The following is an 18,026-nucleotide window of genomic DNA, read 5'->3' as shown; positions in this document are numbered from 1 at the left end:
CAGTCGCCTTACTTCGAGAACGTACCGGCCTGCGCCAAGTCCTTAGGTGCCGACGACTTGCCCACCCACACGGTGTATTGGCCAGCAGGCGTGACCCATGCATTCTTGGTCTTGTTCCACACACTCAGAGGGTGGTTGGCGCCCGCCGGGTTGACGGTCACCACCACTTGCTTCGAGGCACCTGCGGCCAGTTCTACCTTCTGGAAGCCCACGAGGCGCTTGGGTGGCTGCACCACACCTTCACCGTTGGCCGTGGCAGGCAACGACAAATAAACCTGCACTACTTCAGAGCCCGCCACCGCGCCAGTGTTCTTCACCGTGGTGGTCACGTCGTAACCGCCGTTCGCGCTGTTGGTTGCCACGCTCGAACCACTCATGCTGAACGCGGTGTACGACAGGCCGTGCCCGAACGGGAATGCCACACACGGGTTGCTGCCGCTCACCACCGTGCACTGGCCGCTGATGTTGGCGTCATACCAGCGGTAGCCCATGTGCAATTGCTCGGAATAGGTGACCGTTTGCGTTGAGCCGTCGGCGCTCACCACGCCAGGGAACTGCGCCGCAGTGAGGTTGTCGAGGAAGCCCTTGCCCACGAACGGGAACGTCACCGGCAGTTTGCCGGATGGGTTCTTCTGGCCGAACAGCAGGTCGGCAACGATGTTGCCATCTTCCTGGCCAGGGAACCACACTTCCAGAATGGCCGGGCCAGCCGCACCGACCAAGGCTGGATCGATGGCTACACCAGCGTTGTCTTTCAGGACCAGCGCCGTCTTTTGCGCCATGGTCTTGCCGCTGGTGGACGTGGCGTTCATCAGGCTTTTGATCATGGCCACGGTGTTGCTGTTCTTCACGCCGTTGGTGCCGGTCGCGGTGGCGGGGGTCGTGAGCGAGCCAGCAACATACCAATCAAGGCTGCTTCCGTCTGCGGCCGAAGCGCCCGGCGCAAGTGGCACGGTGACCGATGTGCCGCTGCTGCCATCCGCCATGGTCGAACGGTCCGCCCCTTCTTCGGAAATGGTCCCGGCCATGACGATCACCGCATCAGCCCCTGCCGCTGCCGCAGTGGCTTCGGCAAAGGTCTTGGCGGCGCCGTCAATGGTGGCCGTAGCATTCGCGTCGTCGACCAAAATCAGTTGGACCGAAGCGCCGCTATTGCCCAAGGTTTTCAGCATGTTCTTGATGCCATCAACCGGTGCCACCGTGTAGTTGGGCACCACATCAGAGCTACCACCGCCCGAGCCCATGGCTTTGCCCACCATCGCGCCGCCGGCCACAGCCTGTTGTGCATAAATCTGCGATGCCTTGCCCACCACCACCACCTTCGCCACGCTGGATGCCAATGGCAACGCGCCATTGTTTTGCAGCAATACGGCAGCCTTGGTGCCGATATCGCGCGCCATCTGACCATGGGCGGTGAAATCAATCGGGGTTTGCTTCAATGGGCGGTCAAAAATGCCCCACTTGAACATCTGCGTGTAGCGACGCTCCAGCGCCTTGTCGAACATGGCGGTGGTGAGCGTGCCAGCGGCCAGCGCAGCCGTCAGGTTGGCTTTGGACCAAAACTGAGGAATCGGCATTTCGTGGTCCAGGCCCCCAACCATCGTCGCCACCGTGCTCTTGATGGCGAAGAAGTCCGATTGCACATAGCCGGTGAAGCCCCAGTCATCGCGCAAGACGCCGGTCAGCAGCTCTTTGTTTTCACACGAGCTGACACCGTTCACGTAGTTGTACGCGCACATGATCGAAGCAGCCTTGCCTTCCTTCACCGTCATTTCAAAAGGCAGCAGATAGATTTCGCGCAGCACTTGCGGGTCGATGGTTTCCTGGATCTTTTGGCGGTTGGTTTCTTGTTCGTTGCCCACAAAGTGTTTGGGCATACCAATCAGGCCCTTGCTCTGCACGGCCTTCACTTCGGCGACACCCATGGTGCCGGTAAGGAACGGGTCTTCACCAAAGTATTCGAAGTTGCGGCCCAGAATGGGCAAGCGCGCCATGTTGACGCCTGGCGCTTCAAAGACGTGCAGCGCCAGGTTGTTCATTTCATTGCCAATGACTTCCCCGTAGGTGGTCGCCACACCGGGATCAAACGATGCCGCCGCCGAGATGGCAGAAGGCAGTGCAGTCGCCTTGGCAGAGCTAGGGTGGGTGTAGGCTGCGAACGGGGAGCCCGTACCGGCAACCACCGCGTCATACACAGTCTTGGAGACACAGTCGTTCTGGCCCAGGCCCACCGGGCCGTTGGTGATGCGGAAGGTGGGGATGTTCAGATCCGCGATGCCGCTGACGTGACGGGCGCCGTAACACTCAGGCAACTCAGGCAGCATCTCCGGCATGCTGCCCGTGAGTTGCTGAATCTTTTGGTCAAGCGTCATGCCCCCTAGCAGCATCTTCGCCCGGCGATTAGCCACGGCTTCGCGCGCGGCATCGGTGGTGGCATTGTTCTGCTCGCTCACCAGCGAAGGTTTCATCCACGCGTTCCCAATGTAGTTGTCGCCCCCCCCCCCGCCTCCGCAAGCCACGATCCCTAAGGACAACGTGGCGGTGATGGCGATGGCAACCGCCGTTTTCTTGTAGCTCGTCATTGGCTTCATGTCTCTACTCCTGTTTTGATTGACTGATCACTTGAAAGGCCGGGAAAGCGACGTCACCCCATGGATTGGTAACGTTATCTTTTTAATTGTTATCGTTATCAAATCAAGCGTCAATGACGCATACCAGGTAGTTTCCCTAGATAACCAAATGCCCTTGGCCTCAAACGAACAAATACGAAAACAAAGAGACATTTTCGAGTGAAAGACAAACACAAGCGCGCATCTTGGTTTGCAAGTCACATGTCACGAAAACAGTTTGTTATCGATAAACAAATAGATTTAACAAGCTAAAACACGCACGCGATCGCGGACACGGCGCACGCCGTCCTCAAGGGAGAAAAGAAAGGCGTTAGAAGCGCTGCAGTTGCAGCCCCTGGGCGTCCAGGGTGCGTGCGCGGCCCTGCGCCTTGGCGGCGTACAAGGTGGCATCGGCTCGGCGCAGCATCGCAGCCAACGTGTCGTCAGCCGAGATGCGCATGGCAACACCGGCGCTGTAGCTCAGCGGGTAGCCCAGTTCGCGCGGCGCCGCCTCGTCCAAATACATGCGCATGCGCCGGTCAAAGGCCGTAGCGGCGGCCTCGTCGGCATGGTTCATCAGCACGCAGAACTCTTCACCCCCGTAGCGCCCCACTAGGTCGCCGCTGCGCACCGCTGCTTGCAAGGCCTTGGCCACAAACTGCAGTGCGCGGTCGCCAGCTTCGTGGCCACGGCTGTCGTTGATTTGCTTAAAGTAATCCAGGTCGATCATCAACACGGCCAACGGATGGTTGTAGCGCGCGCTCACCTCCATCTCGGTGTTGGCCTGCAACAGCCAAGCGCGGCGGTTGAGCACACCCGTCAAGCCGTCGGTGGTGGCCAAGCGCTCCAGCGCACGTGCAGCCTCGTCCCGGTGGGCCAACAAAATGCCGGAGAGCGAAAGCACCGCAGTGGCGTTGGCCACCAGCGCAAACGTGAAATTGACCGGGTGCGGCCACAAGAACGCGGGGAAGTCTGCTGTGAAAAATGCGCCCAGCACGCCACGCCATGCCGTCACCACCATCTGCGCCAGCAACGCCACCACCAGCAACCAACGCCAACGACCCACGGGCACCGAGGGTTTGCGCGCCAGGGCCACGGCCACCAAGGCCATCTGCAGCGCCAGCAGTCCATTGGCCCAACCCACGCGAAACGCGTAGCTTGAAAAGCCCAGGCCGTAACCGATGGGCATGACCACGGCGAGCAACATCGCGGCACGAGATTGGGCTGGGCGCCCGCACCACAAGTCAAAAGCAGTGGCGTTCAACGCCAGGCCGCAGGCAATGCCAAACATCGACAAGGTAGATAACACACGGTCGGCCAGCGAATCGGCCAGCACCACGCCCGACAACAGCAGCAACACCCAGCCCGCCGCCTGCAACGCCACCCCCGCTTGCGCACGGCGCGCGGCCGCGTTGACCTGGCCCATGACGGCGGGCAGGGCCACAGCCATGGTGAGCATACTGACGGTGAGCGCCAGCAGCAGGGATTGGATATCGTTGGGCATAAAGAGAGTTCGGCCGAAGACGGCCAGCCCTCTATTGTCCAGCAGAGTCGGCTCGCAAAGGTTTGAGCCAACTCAACGGCGGGAAATCAACAGCGGGAAAAGCTAGGCTTCAGCCGTTTGCGTTGCGGGTGTTGGGGATGGCGCCGGTGTTTTCGAAGCCTTGGGTTCCTTGGCCAGATCCAGCATTTCCGAGATCCAGTTCACCAACAGCTTGGTATAGGCATCGTTCCACTCGGGTTTGGACAAAGCGTGGTCGGCTTCTTTGATCACGCGGTAGGTCATGGAGTTGCTCTGCACCAGGGCCGCACGGTAATTTTCAATCACGGGGTGCGGCACGATGTGATCCAGCTCCGATTCGACGATCAACGCGTCGCCGCGAAACTTGGTGCAGGCGGCCAAGGCCTTGTTGCTCTCGGGCACATGCATCAGCGCGCGGTAGTTGGCAATCTCCATGCGGTCCAAGTGCTGCTTGGAGCTGAGCCAGTCTTCGTCTTTGTAGAGCGCAGGGGCGCGCAGCGCCATCCAGCGCACAGGCTTGATGGCACTGAGCAGCGCGGCCAGATAGCCGCCATAGCTGCTGCCCACCACCACAATCGACTGCGCATCCACTGCAGGGTGACTGACCAGCAGGTCGTAGGCTGCCAGCATGTCGTTCAAATTGTCTTCGCGCGTGACGGTGTCACGGTAGGCCCGGTCTTTGGCGTGCCCGCGCATGTCGAAGGTCAGGCAAATGCAACCCATGGCGGCAATGGCGTGGGCACGGGCCAAATATTGCTCTTGGCTGCCATCCCACCCGTGCACCAGCATCACGCCCGGCACCACCGTGTCTGGCGCCACGAGCGTGCCCGCGATGGTGCGGTCGCCCACCGCAATTTGAATGCTTCTATGCCTAGTTGCCATGGATTTCCACCTCCGCGTATTTGGTGAGCAAGCCGACCTCCGGGTCGTCGCCTTGAAAGTAAATCGCCGCCGTGTCGGCGAGCGTGGGATGCGGGCCGTATTGCTCAGTGCAACTGGCCCGCACCGACTGCAATTCGGGATCGGCATGGAAAGCTTCCAAGGCCGCTATTTCCGCAGGCGTTGCGCCACCGATGCGCCACGATTGCTCCAGCACACCCGAACACCATTGCCCTGCAGCATTGAGCCCCTGGGCCACGTCGTAATTGGTGCGCGAAGCAAAGAAGCCGCGAAAACACGCCGACACCGCCGTGTCGTACAGCAAGGCCTGGTCGACCGCAGTGCGCAGCGCGCCCGCGTCCATGGTCGCCAGCAGGGCTTCAAAGCCGCCGCGCACCACGATCAGATCAGAGCCACCATAGGCCATGGAGCCGGTGTTGTTGGGTGTGAGCTTCTGGGTGCCGTAGTAACTGGCTACGATGCCCGCCACGCGCACTTGGCCAACGCTTAGCGTTTCTACTTTCGACAGGTCGTGCTCCAGCACCACGCCGTGCTCGGCGAGGATGGTGTCTTCGATCTCGGCCAGCGCTGTTTTAGCAGCGACCATATCGTTGGCCACGCTTTGCCCCCGACCTCCGGTTTCCCACACCGCCTTGATTCGTACGGGGCCCAGACGCAGCATCTCTTCGGCTGCACGCAACGCATCTTTGCGAGAGAACGCGGTCAAGCCGGGCAACACAGCGTCTGCCACCATGATGGGAAAGTCATGGCTCCACCCGCGCGGCGCGGAAGCATCAAGCGAACACAACGGGTGCGTAATCGCCTTCGTGGCGACAAACGCCTCTGGCACCACGCCCCCCAAAAAATCATCTTCGCCAAACACACCCAACTGCTCTGCCGCACGCAGGCCCACCAGCGTTTCGCTGGGTACAAGATAAGGGCGCACCGCCCACATCTCGACAGGAATTTCTTCTGAAAACTGGCCACCTTTGATCTGCGCAATGCGCCGCGCCACTTCGTGACGGGTAGCCTTTTCATGAAGGCTTGCATGGCCCTCCAGCCCCTGCGTGAAAGGCATCACCAGTTCTCTGTGGGCCTCTACGGGGGGAAGTGTGCGAACCAATCGGTCGTGTACAGCGTCAGCGAACATGGCATACCCCTTTTCAAAACCATTGAAAGCCAGGTGGGTCGTGAAATCAGTATCTCTATGCGGACCTTCGATCGCAGGTATCAGCGGCGCATTGCGCTGTAGGACAAATGAGCATGCAGCTCGCCGCCCAACGCACTTCTGCTGACCTGTTTGACGAAAAACGCATATCGATAGGCGCAAGCATTCGTTGCCCGCAGAGGCGCAGCAGCGGCCTAATCCAAAGCTCTCTGCTCTTTTTTGCCAAGCAAACCGCCCACTGCGGCTGGCTTCGCGCTGGCACACGGGGCGTTCCACATCGGTTGGCGGCCACCCGCTGACTCCACTGCTCGACACCATCCATGTTGCATTTTTCTTCTCTCAAGGCCCGTGCATTCGGCCTGGCTCTGCTCGTCACCGCGGCTACTTCGGCCATGGCACAAACCGTCACCCTGCGTGTGGGCGACCAACGCGGCAATGCCCGCGCCGTGATGGAAGCGGCAGGCGTGCTGCAAAACCTGCCCTACACCGTGGAATGGAGCGAGTTCCCGAATGCGGCCCCTCTGCTGGAAGCCCTGCGCGCCGATGCGATTGATGCGGGCTCGGTGGGCGACGCCCCGCTGACCTTCGCCGCGGCAGCAGGCCTGCAAGCCAAGGCGATTTTTGCCACGTCTTATGAAGGCAACGCCATCATCGTGACCAACGCCTCGTCGTACAAAACCATTGCCGACCTGAAGGGCAAGCGAATTGCCGTGGTCAAAGGCTCGTCCGGCCACAACCTGCTGCTGCAGGTGCTGACCAAGGCCGGGCTCACGCCAGATGCCGTCACCCTAGCTTTTCTGGCGCCGTCTGAAGCCACGCTGGCGCTGACGCAAGGCTCGGTCGACGCGGTGGTGACCTGGGAACCTTATGTGTCGTTTGCCACGCTGAAGTCGGGCGCCCGCATTTTGGTGGATGGCAAAAGCTACCCGGCCGTGTCGTACTTCGTCGCTTCTGACAAGGCCATCAAGTCCAAGAAAGACGCGCTGAAAGACTTTGTTGCGCGCAACGCCAAAGCGCGTAGCTGGGGCCAAACCAATGCGGAGCCCTACTCCAAGCTGATCGCCAAACTGGTGGGCATTCCTGAAGACGTGGCCCTGGCCAAGCAGCGCCGCGAAGGCCACGCGCCCCTGAAGATCAACGAACACATTCTGCACCTGCAACAGGCCACCATCGACCTGTACGCCACCTCTGGCCTGATCCCCAAGCGGCTCGAAGCCAGCCAGTTGATCGACGCCTCGTTCAACCCATGAGCGCAGGCCACAGCAGCCCTGCCCGCCAGATGCCCAGACAAATGCACTTGGCGCTGTACCTGAGCGAGGTGGGTAGCCAGCTTGGCGCCTGGCGCCACCCGCTGGCCGGCACCACCACGCCACTGGACTGGCGCTTCTACAAAGACATGTCGCAGAAGGCTGAGCGCGCCTGTCTCGACATGATTTTTCTGGCCGACAAACTGTCGGTGGACGACGTCTACGGCGGCGACTTTGCCGCCACCGTCAGCTCGCGCGCGCTGCCACAGCATGCAGAGCCCTTGAGCGTGATGGCGTCCCTGGTGGGCGCCACCTCGCAGATCGGCTTGGCCGCCACGGTGTCGGCCACCTACAGCCAGCCCTACACCACGGCCCGCATGCTGGCCACCATCGACCACCTGAGCGGCGGGCGCGTGGGCTGGAACGTGGTGACCTCGGTCAGCGACGGCGAGGCACGCAACTACGGCCAGCCCGAACACCTGGGCCACGACCCGCGCTATGACAAGGCGCAAGAGTTTGTCGCCCTGATAAAGAAGCTGTGGGACAGCTGGGAAGACAACTGGCTGATACGCGACCAGGCCAATGGCATTTACGGCGATGCCAGCAAAGTGCACCGCGTCGACCACGACGGCGCCTGGTTCAAGGTGCGTGGCCCGCTGAACGTGCCGCGTCCACCCCAAGGGCACCCGGTGCAGATCCAAGCCGGCGTGTCGAGCAACTTTGAACGCACGGCGTTGGAGCAAGCTGAAGTCATTTTTGCAGTGCAACCCACGCTGGAGAAAGCGCGCGACTTCTACGCGCGCTTCAAACAGCAACTGGAAACCGTAAGCCGTAGTGCCAACAGCCTGAAGGTGTTGCCCGGCATCGTGCCGATCGTGGGCCAGACGCGGCAAGACGCGCTGGACTTGCAGCGCGAGCTGAATGAAAAGGTGTTGCCCCAGGCCGCGCTGACCTTCATGTCGGCCAGCATGAACCACGATCTGGCGCAGTACGAATTACACGCCCCGGTGCCCGACATAGCCGCTCGCATCACTGGCAGCAAGGGGCGCTTTCAAGCCGTGCTCCAAAAGGCGCTGGACGAAAAGCTCACCTTGGCTCAGTTGAGCGTTTGGTATGCCCAGAGCCTGTCGTTCTTCGCGCCCATCGGCACCGCCGAAGAGGTGGCCGACCAACTCATCACCTGGCATGAAGCCCGCGCCTGCGACGGCTTTGTCGTACTGCCGGCCATCATGCCGCTGGGCGCCAACGACTTCCTGGAAAAGGTGGTGCCAGTGCTGCAGCAGCGCGGCGCGTTTCGCACGGCCTACCCGGGCACCACACTGCGCGACACCTTGGGCCTGCAGATACCCCAGAACCAGTTTGCAACGAGCGCACGCGCAGAAGCGCCTCTTGCTATCTAAAAAGTAGCATCTTGCGCTGATTCACCCTACAATAGAGGCCCGTCACGTTGCAAACTGCTGACGTCACGGGCCGATTTGTTTGCGCTGCCCTGCAGCAGGTTGACGATATGCAAACGGTCGTTCGGCACGGAATGCTTTAACCAACCGCTTCATGAACTTGCGAAAAACTGTGCTCGTCGCATCCCTGGTGTGGTGCGGATTAAATGGTGCCCTGGCGCAAAGCCCGGCACCGGCGACTTCCCCCGCGCCCTTGCCTGCGCCCATCTGGTTCACCATCATGGGCGACCCGGACGAACCCGACGTCAACACCATTCAGGTGGATCCCATCGACATCGAAGGCAAGCCCCGCACAAAACGCGTGCGGGTCAGCCGCTCCACATTGCGCACCAGTTGGGACGGCGTGCCCTACCGCTCGTACACCTCAGCCGTGGTGTTCGATTGCGAGAAACACAAGGCGCGTTACCTGCAGCTGACCTACCACGACCTGCCCCGCTGGCAGGGCGAGCCCAGCAAAACTGTCGACTACACCACCGGCACTCCGCGCTGGATGGAGTTCCGCGACGTCACGCCCAACCCCACCAAACGCATCATCACCGCAGCCTGCACGGCGGCGGCGGCCAAGCGCTGAGGCTGAGCGCTAGGCAGCGTCGCACGCCACATCACCGTCACCTATTCGTCACAGACTTAGCCGACGATAGGGGTTGCAGCAGCCTCCAGCGCGTCCCACTCCTTCCAGGATAGGGGGCCGTAAATCCGCAGGTACATGTGCATCGCAATGGCATGTTTTCTTCTTCGCGCACTCATTCTGTTCTTTCTGAGTTGATGTGATTAAGACACTGGAACCTTCTGGATTTTCAGTTCTTTTTTAAGTCTCGGCACCTTGAAATCCCCAAATTCGCGTCCATTATTAGCACTCGTGCGATAGGAGTGCTAACATCGCGACCGCACCAAATTTGCCAGCCCAGCAACCTGCTGGGCTGATAGATGTTTAACCTTTGTTTGTAATCTAGGAGATGCAATGAACCTTCGTCCTTTGGCAGATCGCGTGATCGTCAAGCGTATTGACAGCGAAACCAAGACCGCCTCTGGCATCGTGATCCCTGACGCAGCTGCTGAAAAGCCTGATCAAGGTGAAGTTCTGGCCGTCGGCCCAGGCAAGCGTAACGACAAGGGCGAACTGGCCGCACTGACCGTCAAGGTTGGCGACCGCGTCCTGTTCGGCAAGTACAGCGGCCAAACCGTCAAGGTTGCCGGCGACGAGTTGCTCGTCATGAAGGAAGACGACCTGTTCGCAGTCGTCGAGAAGTAAGACGCCAAAGGCGACTTACTTTCGTCGAAGGCTCACTTCGCCAGTGCGAAGTTAAGGGGCAAAGCCCCGGTCGTAGAAAAAACCCTCATCCCCATTTTTTAGATTTCTGGAGAATTCAACATGGCAGCAAAAGACGTAGTCTTCGGCGGTGAAGCCCGCGCACGCATGATCGAAGGCGTGAACATTCTGGCTAACGCCGTTAAAGTGACCCTGGGCCCTAAGGGTCGCAACGTGGTTCTGGAACGTTCGTTCGGCGCCCCTACGGTGACCAAGGACGGTGTTTCCGTCGCCAAGGAAATCGAACTCAAGGACAAGCTGCAAAACATGGGCGCCCAGCTCGTGAAGGAAGTGGCCTCCAAGACCAGCGACAACGCTGGTGACGGCACCACGACCGCAACCGTGCTGGCCCAAGCCATCGTGCGCGAAGGCTTCAAGTACGTTGCCGCTGGCATCAACCCAATGGATCTGAAGCGCGGTATCGACAAGGCTGTGACGGCCCTGGTTGAAGAGCTGAAGAAGGCTTCCAAGCCCACCACCACCTCCAAGGAAATCGCTCAAGTTGGCTCGATCTCGGCTAACAGCGACGAAACCATCGGCAAGCTGATCGCTGACGCCATGGACAAGGTTGGCAAAGAAGGCGTGATCACCGTTGAAGACGGCAAGTCGCTGGAATCCGAACTCGACGTCGTCGAAGGCATGCAGTTTGACCGCGGCTACCTGTCGCCCTACTTCATCAACAACCCAGAAAAGCAATCCGCCATTCTGGACAACCCCTTCGTGCTGCTGTTCGACAAGAAGATCAGCAACATCCGTGACCTGTTGCCTACCCTGGAACAAGTCGCCAAGGCTGGCCGTCCTCTGCTGATCATTGCTGAAGAAGTCGAAGGCGAAGCCCTGGCTACTTTGGTCGTGAACACGATCCGTGGCATCTTGAAGGTTGTGGCTGTGAAGGCTCCTGGCTTCGGCGATCGCCGCAAGGCCATGCTGGAAGACATCGCCATCCTGACGGGCGGCAAGGTCATCGCAGAAGAAATCGGTTTGACCCTCGAAAAAGTGACGCTGGCCGATCTGGGCCAAGCCAAGCGCATCGAAGTGGGCAAGGAAAACACCATCATCATCGACGGCTCCGGCGCCGCTGCTGACATCGAAGCCCGCGTCAAGCAAGTGCGCGTGCAAATCGAAGAAGCGACCAGCGACTACGACCGCGAAAAGCTGCAAGAACGCGTGGCCAAGCTGGCCGGCGGTGTTGCCGTGATCAAGGTTGGCGCTGCCACCGAAGTCGAAATGAAGGAAAAGAAGGCCCGCGTTGAAGATGCACTGCACGCTACCCGCGCTGCTGTGGAAGAAGGCGTTGTGGCTGGCGGCGGCGTTGCTCTGTTGCGCGCCAAGCAAGCTGTTGGCGACCGCGTCAAGGGTGACAACGCTGACCAAGAAGCCGGCATCAAGCTGGTGTTGAAGGCTATCGAAGCGCCTCTGCGCGAGATCGTCAACAACGCCGGTGGCGAAGCTTCTGTGGTGGTGAACGCTGTGTTGGCCGGCAAGGGCAACTTCGGCTTCAACGCTGCCAACGACAGCTACGGCGACATGCTGGAACTGGGCATTCTGGACCCAACCAAGGTGACCCGCACTGCTCTGCAAAACGCAGCTTCCGTTGCTTCCTTGCTGTTGACGACCGAAGCCATGGTTGCAGAAGCGCCAAAGGACGACGCTCCTGCCGGCGGCGGCATGCCTGACATGGGCGGCATGGGTGGCATGGGCGGCATGGGCATGTAATTGGCTCACCCCCAGGTTGCTCACTTCGTGTAGCGCCCACCCCCTTGCAGGGGGCGACATCTGCGGACCGGCGAAGCCGGATCCGCGATACCCCCGGCTCAAGGGGGCGCACTGAGCGAAGCTGTCGATCTGAAAGAAAAACCCGCCGGGCGCAAGCTCGGCGGGTTTTTCTTTTGGGGGATCCGTTGGTTAGGTTGGGTTTGCGAATTGGATGGCGGCGATCGCTGTGCGTTCGACGATGCGCAGTACCTCCTTACACGCCGGTGTAGGCGGCCGCGTAGCGGACACGCGCAGCACGATGTTGCGGTTCAGCTCGGGCGAGATCACGCGCGCGGCCTGTAGGCGGCCGGCGGCGGCGTCTTCGCGTACGGCGCCGCTGGCCATGATGGCGTAGACGCCCGAGGTGGCCACCAGGTGCTTTTGCAGGTGCAGCGAATCGCATTCGGCCACCACGTTCAAACGTATGCCTTTGCGTGCGGCCCAGTGCTCCAGCAGGTTGTGGAAGGTGTAGGGTCGGCCCGGCACCACCAGGGGCAAGCCATTCAAGCTGGTGAATGGCACGGACTCAGCCCACGTCAATGCATCACCCACCGGCCCCACCAGCTTGTGGGCGATGGAGCCAATGGGGATCTCCTGGTTGTGCTGCTCGCGGCTGTTGGTTGACAGCAGCGCCAGATCGAGCGCGCCGCTGTGCACGCTGTCGGCCAGCCAGCCGCTCAGGCCGGCGGCAATGCGCAAGGTGATGTTGGGAAAGCGCTCGCGCACCTCGCGAAACACGCTGCTCACCAAGTCGGGATCAAAAGACGCCAACAACCCCAGGCGCACCACACCCGCAGGCGTGCGCAAGTCGCCGCGCGCATCGGCCACCATGTCGTCGGCTTGCGCCAGCCAGGCCACCACGCGCGGATACAGGCGCTGCCCCGCTGCATTCAACCGCAGGCCACGTGCACCGCGTTCAAATAAGCGGCCTCCACAACTGCGTTCAATGGCGGCCAATTGCCGGCTCAGCGCCGGCTGGGCCACATCGCGTGCGGCAGCAGCCAAGGTCAGGCTGCCGTGGTCGGCAATCTGCACAAAAAGCCGCCAGTGGTCGAGACTCGGTTCCTTCATGACATAACACCCAAGGCATAACACATATGCCAAGCATAACCATTCCACGCCAGTCGTCCGCTGCCTAGACTGCACAGTAACCACGAGCCGCGCAACCGTTCGCCGCTCGAATAGCTGGAGACAAACACCTTGAACGCCCCCACAAGCGATAAACGCCCCAACGTCCTGTTTTTGATGGTGGACCAATGGGCTGGCCCGATGCTCGGCCATGCCGGGCACCCGGTCATCCAAACGCCCACCATTGATCAGTTGGCGCGGCTGGGGACACGCTTTCCCCGCGCCTATAGCGAATCACCCATCTGCATCCCGGCGCGGCGCAGCGTGATGACGGGCCTGTCGCCACGCGGCCATGGCGACCGTTCGTTCCTGCCCGCTGAGCCCATGCCGCAAAAGCCACTGCTCGCTCAGTGCTTTCGCGATGCCGGCTACCAGGCCCAGGCCATCGGCAAGCTGCATGTGTTCCCGCAGCGCGACCGCATCGGCTTTGACGATGCGTTGTTGGCCGAAGAAGGCCGCCCGGGCCTGGGCGCGGTGGACGACCACGAACTCTTCATGGCCGACCGAGGCCTGGCCGGCCAGCAGTTCATGCACGGTATGGCCAACAACGACTACCAGCACCGCCCCTGGCACCTGGACGAGTCGCTGCACGTCACCAACTGGATCACCCGCGAAGCCGCGCGCGCAATGAAGCGCCGCGACCCGACGCGGCCGGCGTTCTGGCATGTGTCGTACAACCACCCGCATCCGCCGCTGGTGCCCATCACGCCCTACCTAGACCTGTACCGCGACATGTTTGGCGACAGCGGCATCGACCTGCCCGTGCACGGTGACTGGTCTCGCGACGTGGCCGCCTTGCCCAGTGCCCTGCATGTCATCCACAACTACTGGCCCGCACAACACACCGACGCCACACACCGCGCGCTGCGCCGCGCCTACTACGCGCTGTGCACACACATCGACCACCAAATTCGCATCCTCATCGGCACGCTGCGCGAAGAAGGCCTGCTCGACGACACCATCATCCTGCTCACCTGCGACCACGGCGACATGCTGGGCAACCACGGCCTATGGGCCAAGCGCCTGTTCTATGAAGCATCGGCCCAGGTGCCGATGATTGTGGTGGGCACAACCGGTTGCAAACGCCTGCCGCAAGGTGGCGTGGACCATCGCCTGGTCGGGCTGCAAGATGTGATGCCCACACTGCTGGATCTGGCGGGCATTCCGGTGCCCGACTCGGTCGAGGGCTTGTCCATGGTGGGCGACAAACGCCGCGACACGCTCTACGGCGAATGCGGCGAAAAACACAACGCCAGCCGCATGCTGCACGACGGTCGCCACAAACTCATCTGGTACCCGGCACGCAACGTGGTGCAGTTGTTTGATCTGGCCAACGACCCGCAGGAGTTGCACGATCTGTCCGCTGAGGCAGGCGCCGCCTCCGTTCGTCGTCGCCTGGAAGAAGCCCTGATCGCAGAGCTGTACGGCAGCGATCTGGAGTGGGTGCACAGCGGCAAGCTGGTGGGTTATGACCCAGGCCAACTCGTGTTCAAGCCCGACCGCGCACTGTCGGGCCAACGCGGCGTGCAGTACCCGCAGCCACCGGTAGACCACCCGGACCGCACCGCGATACGCCCAGCCTGACGAAGCCCCGTCTGAAAAATAACGATATTGGAGACACACATGCCATCGCACACCACTACCCATTTCTCGCTCACACGCCGTCGGCTCCTCGGCAACACCTTGGCCGCTGGCCTCGCCACGCCCTGGCTGTTGTCGCCAGCGCGGGCCCAGGCCGCTTACCCCAGCAAGCCGCTGAAGCTCATCGTGCCCTACCCGCCCGGCGGCAATACCGACGTGGTGGCGCGGGTCTTCTCCACCCCGCTGGCCGAAGCCCTGGGCCAAGCGGTGGTGGTGGACAACCGGGGCGGCGCCGCTGGGGCGATTGGCGCTACGGCGGGCGCACGCAGCGCCCCCGACGGATACAACCTGGTGGTAGGCGACCTGGGCACGCTGTGCATCAACCGCGTGGCACGCGCCGATCTGCCGTACGACCCTGCAAAAGATTTTGTGCCGGTGTCGATGATTGCCACCGTCTCCGTCATCGTCACCGCGCGCAACGACCTGCCGGTCAGCAACTTCAAGGACTTTCTGGCGCTGGCCAAAGCCAACCCTGGCAAATACAAATGCGGTACCTCGGGCGCTGGGTCTATCGGCCATCTGGTGTTGGAGATGATCAAGAACATGGCCGGCATTGACGTGGTGCACGTGCCCTATCGCGGCGGAGCGCCCGCCGTGACCGACCTGCTGGGCGGCCACATTGACGTGATGATCGATGGCGCAGCCTTTGCGCAAGCCAAAGCTGGCAAGATCCGTGCGCTGGCCACCACGGGCGACCGCGTGGCGGCCATGCCCGAGGTGCCGACCATCGCAGAGTCGGGCATTCCGGGGTTTCACTTCACCAACTTCTGGGGCTACCTCATGCCCACGGGGTCGCCGACGTCGGCCATTCAGCGCGTCAGCACCGAGTTGCAACGCATCGCCAACCAGCCTGCGGTGCGCCAGCAGTTGGAAGCGGCTGGCCTCGCAGCTTCAGGCAGTACACCGCAAGCATTTGCCGACACGATGCGCGGCGCTTATGACAAGGTCACCCAAATCGTGAAGAGCGCCAACATCCAATTCACTACTTAAAGGCAACGCTAGGCAGGTAGCTCAAAACTGAACACGGCCCCCTTGTCGGGGCGTTGCAGCAATTGGATCTGGCTGTCGTGCAACTGCAAAATGCGCTGCACGATCATCAGGCCGAAGCCACCACCACCGTTGCTACCACCGCCACGCGATGTCGCGCCCAGCAACGGCCGCACAAACAAGGCCTTCTGCAGTTCGGGCGGAATACCCGGGCCGCTGTCGCTCACCTCCACTTGCACACGCCCGCCTTTGGCGCGTAGCTGCACGGTGATCTGGCTGCCCTGGGGGGTGTGGCGAATGGCGTTGTCCAACAGGTTGGTCAATACGCGTTCGATCATGCCCAGGTCGGCCAACACCAAAGGCAAGTCAGGAGCCAAGTCGGCCACTAACATCTGGCGGCGCGACTCGGCGGCGAGCGCAAACTTTTGCAGCACGTCTTGCACCACGTCGCTGAGCGGAAAGTGTTCTTTCTCGGGCTGCACCACGCCGTATTCCAGCCGTGCCAGCTCAAACATTTCTTGCGCCAAGCGGCCGACCTTGCGGCTTTGGTCGAGTGCGTTGCCCAGGTAGCGGCGGCGCTCGTCAAGGTTCAGGGTTTCGGCCTTGAGTTGCAGCGTTTCCAGGTAGCCATGCAGCGAGGTCAACGGTGTGCGCAAGTCGTGCGACAGGTTGGCAAACAACTCGCGGCGCTGCTGGTCTTGCTGCGTCAGCTCGCGCCATTGGTGGGCGATGCGTTGGCGCATTTGCCTGAAGGCCTGGCGCAGCGTGGCAATGTCTTCTGCGTCGCCGCTTCTGGCTGCAAAGTCTGGCAAATCTTCATCGAGCGAAGCCATGCCACCAGCCTCAAAACGGCGCACCTCGGTGGTCAAGCGGCGCAGCGGTTTGGTGAACAAGCGAAAAGCCACCAAGCCGGTGATCAAGCCAAACGCTGCCACCAGCAGCATCGAGAGCAACATGGTGCGCCGCACGACGCCGCCCGCCACATTGGCGGCCACGGCATCCCGGTCTTCACCCGCCAGCACCACGTAGACGTAACCCACGTCGCGGCCATTGACTTGCACCGGCGCCGCACTGAACACCTTGCGTGCATCGGCACTGCGCGGGTCGTCACCCAAAATGGGCAACATGGCGCCGCTCAAGAATTGGCGAACGGGCGCCAAATCCACGCGGTCGCGTTTCATGTGCCCTGGGGGGGCGGCTTGTGCGGCGATGTGGCCGTCTGGTGAAAGCACGTAAACCTCGACGTTAGGATTCACCGCCATCAACTGGTCGAACAGCGTGCGCAACGCCTCTTGGTTCCAGCCTTTTGACGGCGCCATCAGTTCGGCATTGCCTGCAATATGCGCCGCCAAGCCAGCGGACAAACGCTGGGTGACCTCTTGCTCGTGCCGCTCGGTGGCGCGCATTTGCACCCACGCAAACAAGCCACAGCACACCAGCAGCAACACGGCAAACACCAGTGACAAACGCCATGAGAGCGTCAGCCGTTTCATCGCGCTGCCCCTCCCGCTGCATCGGCACCGGGCACCACCAGCTTGTAGCCACGGCCCCATACCGTCAGCAGGCGCTGAGGCGTGGCGGGCTGTGGTTCGATCTTGATGCGCAGGCGGTTGATATGGGTGTTGACGGTGTGTTCGTAACCATCGTGCTGGTAACCCCACACCTGGTTCAGCAGCTCCAGGCGCGAAAACACGCGCCCTGGGTGGCGCGCAAAAAAGTACAACAAATCAAACTCGCGCGGCGTGAGTTCAATCGGCGAGCCATCTACCGCCACTTCGCGCGCAATCGGGTCGATGCGCAAACCCGCCACTTCCAAATGGCCCGAGTCGAGCCGTGCATTGCGTGCCAGCGCATCGGTACGGCGCAGCAAAGCCCGCACCCGCGCCACCAATTCGAGCACTGAAAAAGGCTTGGCCAAATAGTCGTCCGCGCCAATCTCCAGCCCCAGGATGCGGTGCACTTCGCTGGCGCGTGCGCTGGTGATGATGATGGGGGTGTACCGCGCCATGGTGCGTGCGCGGCGGCAGATTTCCAGGCCGTCTACGCCGGGCAGCATCAAGTCGAGGATCAGCGCATCCCAGTGACCGCGCTCCAGTTCCACAATGCCTTGGTCGCCGTCTGCCGCGTGGGTGACGGCATAACCTTCGTCCGCCAAATGCAGCCGTAGCAACTCAGCAATGTGCGCGTCGTCTTCGACGATGAGTACTCTTTTGGCGGCATCCATGAGCGCGATTGTGTCGCAATCGACGCTAGAGAGTTATCACGATTAATTGAACATTTGGTGATGATTCGGCCATGGGCGCGGCAGAAGAATGAGGCCGTGG

At 61.4% G+C, this 18,026-nt stretch carries 14 protein-coding genes; 7 read left to right on the top strand and 7 right to left on the bottom strand.

Features of this window, described 5'->3' with window-relative positions; genetic code table 11:
* Positions 1-8 precede the first annotated feature (8 nt).
* The 4 genes from ACPWMG_RS05875 to ACPWMG_RS05860 all read right to left on the bottom strand — a co-directional run bounded on the left by ACPWMG_RS05875 (position 9) and on the right by ACPWMG_RS05860 (position 6,088).
* The gene (locus ACPWMG_RS05875) at positions 9-2,591 is read right to left on the bottom strand and encodes a beta-glucosidase family protein (RefSeq protein WP_483303724.1); all 2,583 of its coding nucleotides are present in this window, start codon (positions 2,589-2,591) and stop codon (positions 9-11) included.
* Positions 2,592-2,940: 349 nt separating this feature from the next.
* The gene (locus tag ACPWMG_RS05870; protein WP_483303723.1) at positions 2,941-4,113 is read right to left on the bottom strand and encodes a GGDEF domain-containing protein; all 1,173 of its coding nucleotides are present in this window, start codon (positions 4,111-4,113) and stop codon (positions 2,941-2,943) included.
* 102 nt (positions 4,114-4,215) lie between these two features.
* Positions 4,216-5,013, bottom strand: coding sequence for an alpha/beta hydrolase family protein (locus ACPWMG_RS05865; protein WP_483303722.1), 798 nt, complete (start codon positions 5,011-5,013; stop codon positions 4,216-4,218).
* Entirely contained in the window at positions 5,003-6,088 is a 1,086-nt protein-coding gene (locus tag ACPWMG_RS05860) for a DUF3182 family protein (RefSeq protein WP_483303721.1), read from the bottom strand. The genes ACPWMG_RS05865 and ACPWMG_RS05860 overlap by 11 nt, the downstream gene beginning before the upstream one ends.
* A 410-nt stretch (positions 6,089-6,498) precedes the next feature.
* On the opposite strand from ACPWMG_RS05860, the gene ACPWMG_RS05855 reads away from it, so the two are divergent.
* From ACPWMG_RS05855 to groL, 5 genes are all read left to right on the top strand, one after another.
* Positions 6,499-7,428: an aliphatic sulfonate ABC transporter substrate-binding protein gene (locus tag ACPWMG_RS05855; RefSeq protein WP_483303720.1), complete on the top strand. Its 930-nt coding sequence runs from the start codon at positions 6,499-6,501 to the stop codon at positions 7,426-7,428.
* Complete coding sequence (locus ACPWMG_RS05850; RefSeq protein ID WP_483303719.1) at positions 7,425-8,825, top strand: LLM class flavin-dependent oxidoreductase; 1,401 nt, start codon at positions 7,425-7,427, stop codon at positions 8,823-8,825. The genes ACPWMG_RS05855 and ACPWMG_RS05850 overlap by 4 nt, the downstream gene beginning before the upstream one ends.
* Positions 8,826-8,976: 151 nt before the next feature.
* Positions 8,977-9,453 carry a surface-adhesin E family protein gene (locus ACPWMG_RS05845; protein WP_483303718.1) on the top strand — a complete coding sequence of 159 codons (477 nt, stop codon included), beginning with the start codon at positions 8,977-8,979 and terminating at the stop codon, positions 9,451-9,453.
* Between the two features lie 390 nt (positions 9,454-9,843).
* The gene (locus tag ACPWMG_RS05840; RefSeq protein ID WP_483303717.1) at positions 9,844-10,134 is read left to right on the top strand and encodes a co-chaperone GroES; all 291 of its coding nucleotides are present in this window, start codon (positions 9,844-9,846) and stop codon (positions 10,132-10,134) included.
* A gap of 120 nt (positions 10,135-10,254) precedes the next feature.
* Complete coding sequence (gene groL / locus ACPWMG_RS05835; protein WP_483303716.1) at positions 10,255-11,907, top strand: chaperonin GroEL; 1,653 nt, start codon at positions 10,255-10,257, stop codon at positions 11,905-11,907.
* Between the two features lie 189 nt (positions 11,908-12,096).
* Here the strand turns inward: groL and ACPWMG_RS05830 are convergent, their stop codons facing one another.
* Positions 12,097-13,017, bottom strand: coding sequence for a LysR family transcriptional regulator (locus tag ACPWMG_RS05830; RefSeq protein WP_483303715.1), 921 nt, complete (start codon positions 13,015-13,017; stop codon positions 12,097-12,099).
* Positions 13,018-13,146: 129 nt separating this feature from the next.
* On the opposite strand from ACPWMG_RS05830, the gene ACPWMG_RS05825 reads away from it, so the two are divergent.
* Both ACPWMG_RS05825 and ACPWMG_RS05820 read left to right on the top strand, forming a co-directional pair.
* A complete protein-coding gene (locus ACPWMG_RS05825) occupies positions 13,147-14,658 on the top strand; it encodes a sulfatase-like hydrolase/transferase (protein WP_483303714.1) in 1,512 nt (503 codons plus the stop codon).
* Positions 14,659-14,697: 39 nt separating this feature from the next.
* Positions 14,698-15,705: a Bug family tripartite tricarboxylate transporter substrate binding protein gene (locus ACPWMG_RS05820; RefSeq protein ID WP_483303713.1), complete on the top strand. Its 1,008-nt coding sequence runs from the start codon at positions 14,698-14,700 to the stop codon at positions 15,703-15,705.
* 8 nt (positions 15,706-15,713) lie between these two features.
* Here ACPWMG_RS05820 and ACPWMG_RS05815 read toward each other — a convergent pair whose 3' ends face one another.
* On the bottom strand, positions 15,714-17,195 hold the full coding sequence (locus tag ACPWMG_RS05815; protein WP_483303712.1) for a sensor histidine kinase: 1,482 nt from the start codon (positions 17,193-17,195) through the stop codon (positions 15,714-15,716).
* Positions 17,192-17,926, bottom strand: coding sequence for a response regulator transcription factor (locus ACPWMG_RS05810; RefSeq protein ID WP_483303711.1), 735 nt, complete (start codon positions 17,924-17,926; stop codon positions 17,192-17,194). The genes ACPWMG_RS05815 and ACPWMG_RS05810 overlap by 4 nt, the downstream gene beginning before the upstream one ends.
* Positions 17,927-18,026 lie beyond the last annotated feature (100 nt).

The organism is Hydrophilobacter chitinilyticus (assembly GCF_049860745.1).
In the GTDB taxonomy this organism is placed as follows: domain Bacteria; phylum Pseudomonadota; class Gammaproteobacteria; order Burkholderiales; family Burkholderiaceae_C; genus Rhodoferax_B.
The sequence above is the reverse complement of the archived record's forward strand: the minus strand, read 5'-3'. Positions and strand labels throughout refer to the sequence as shown.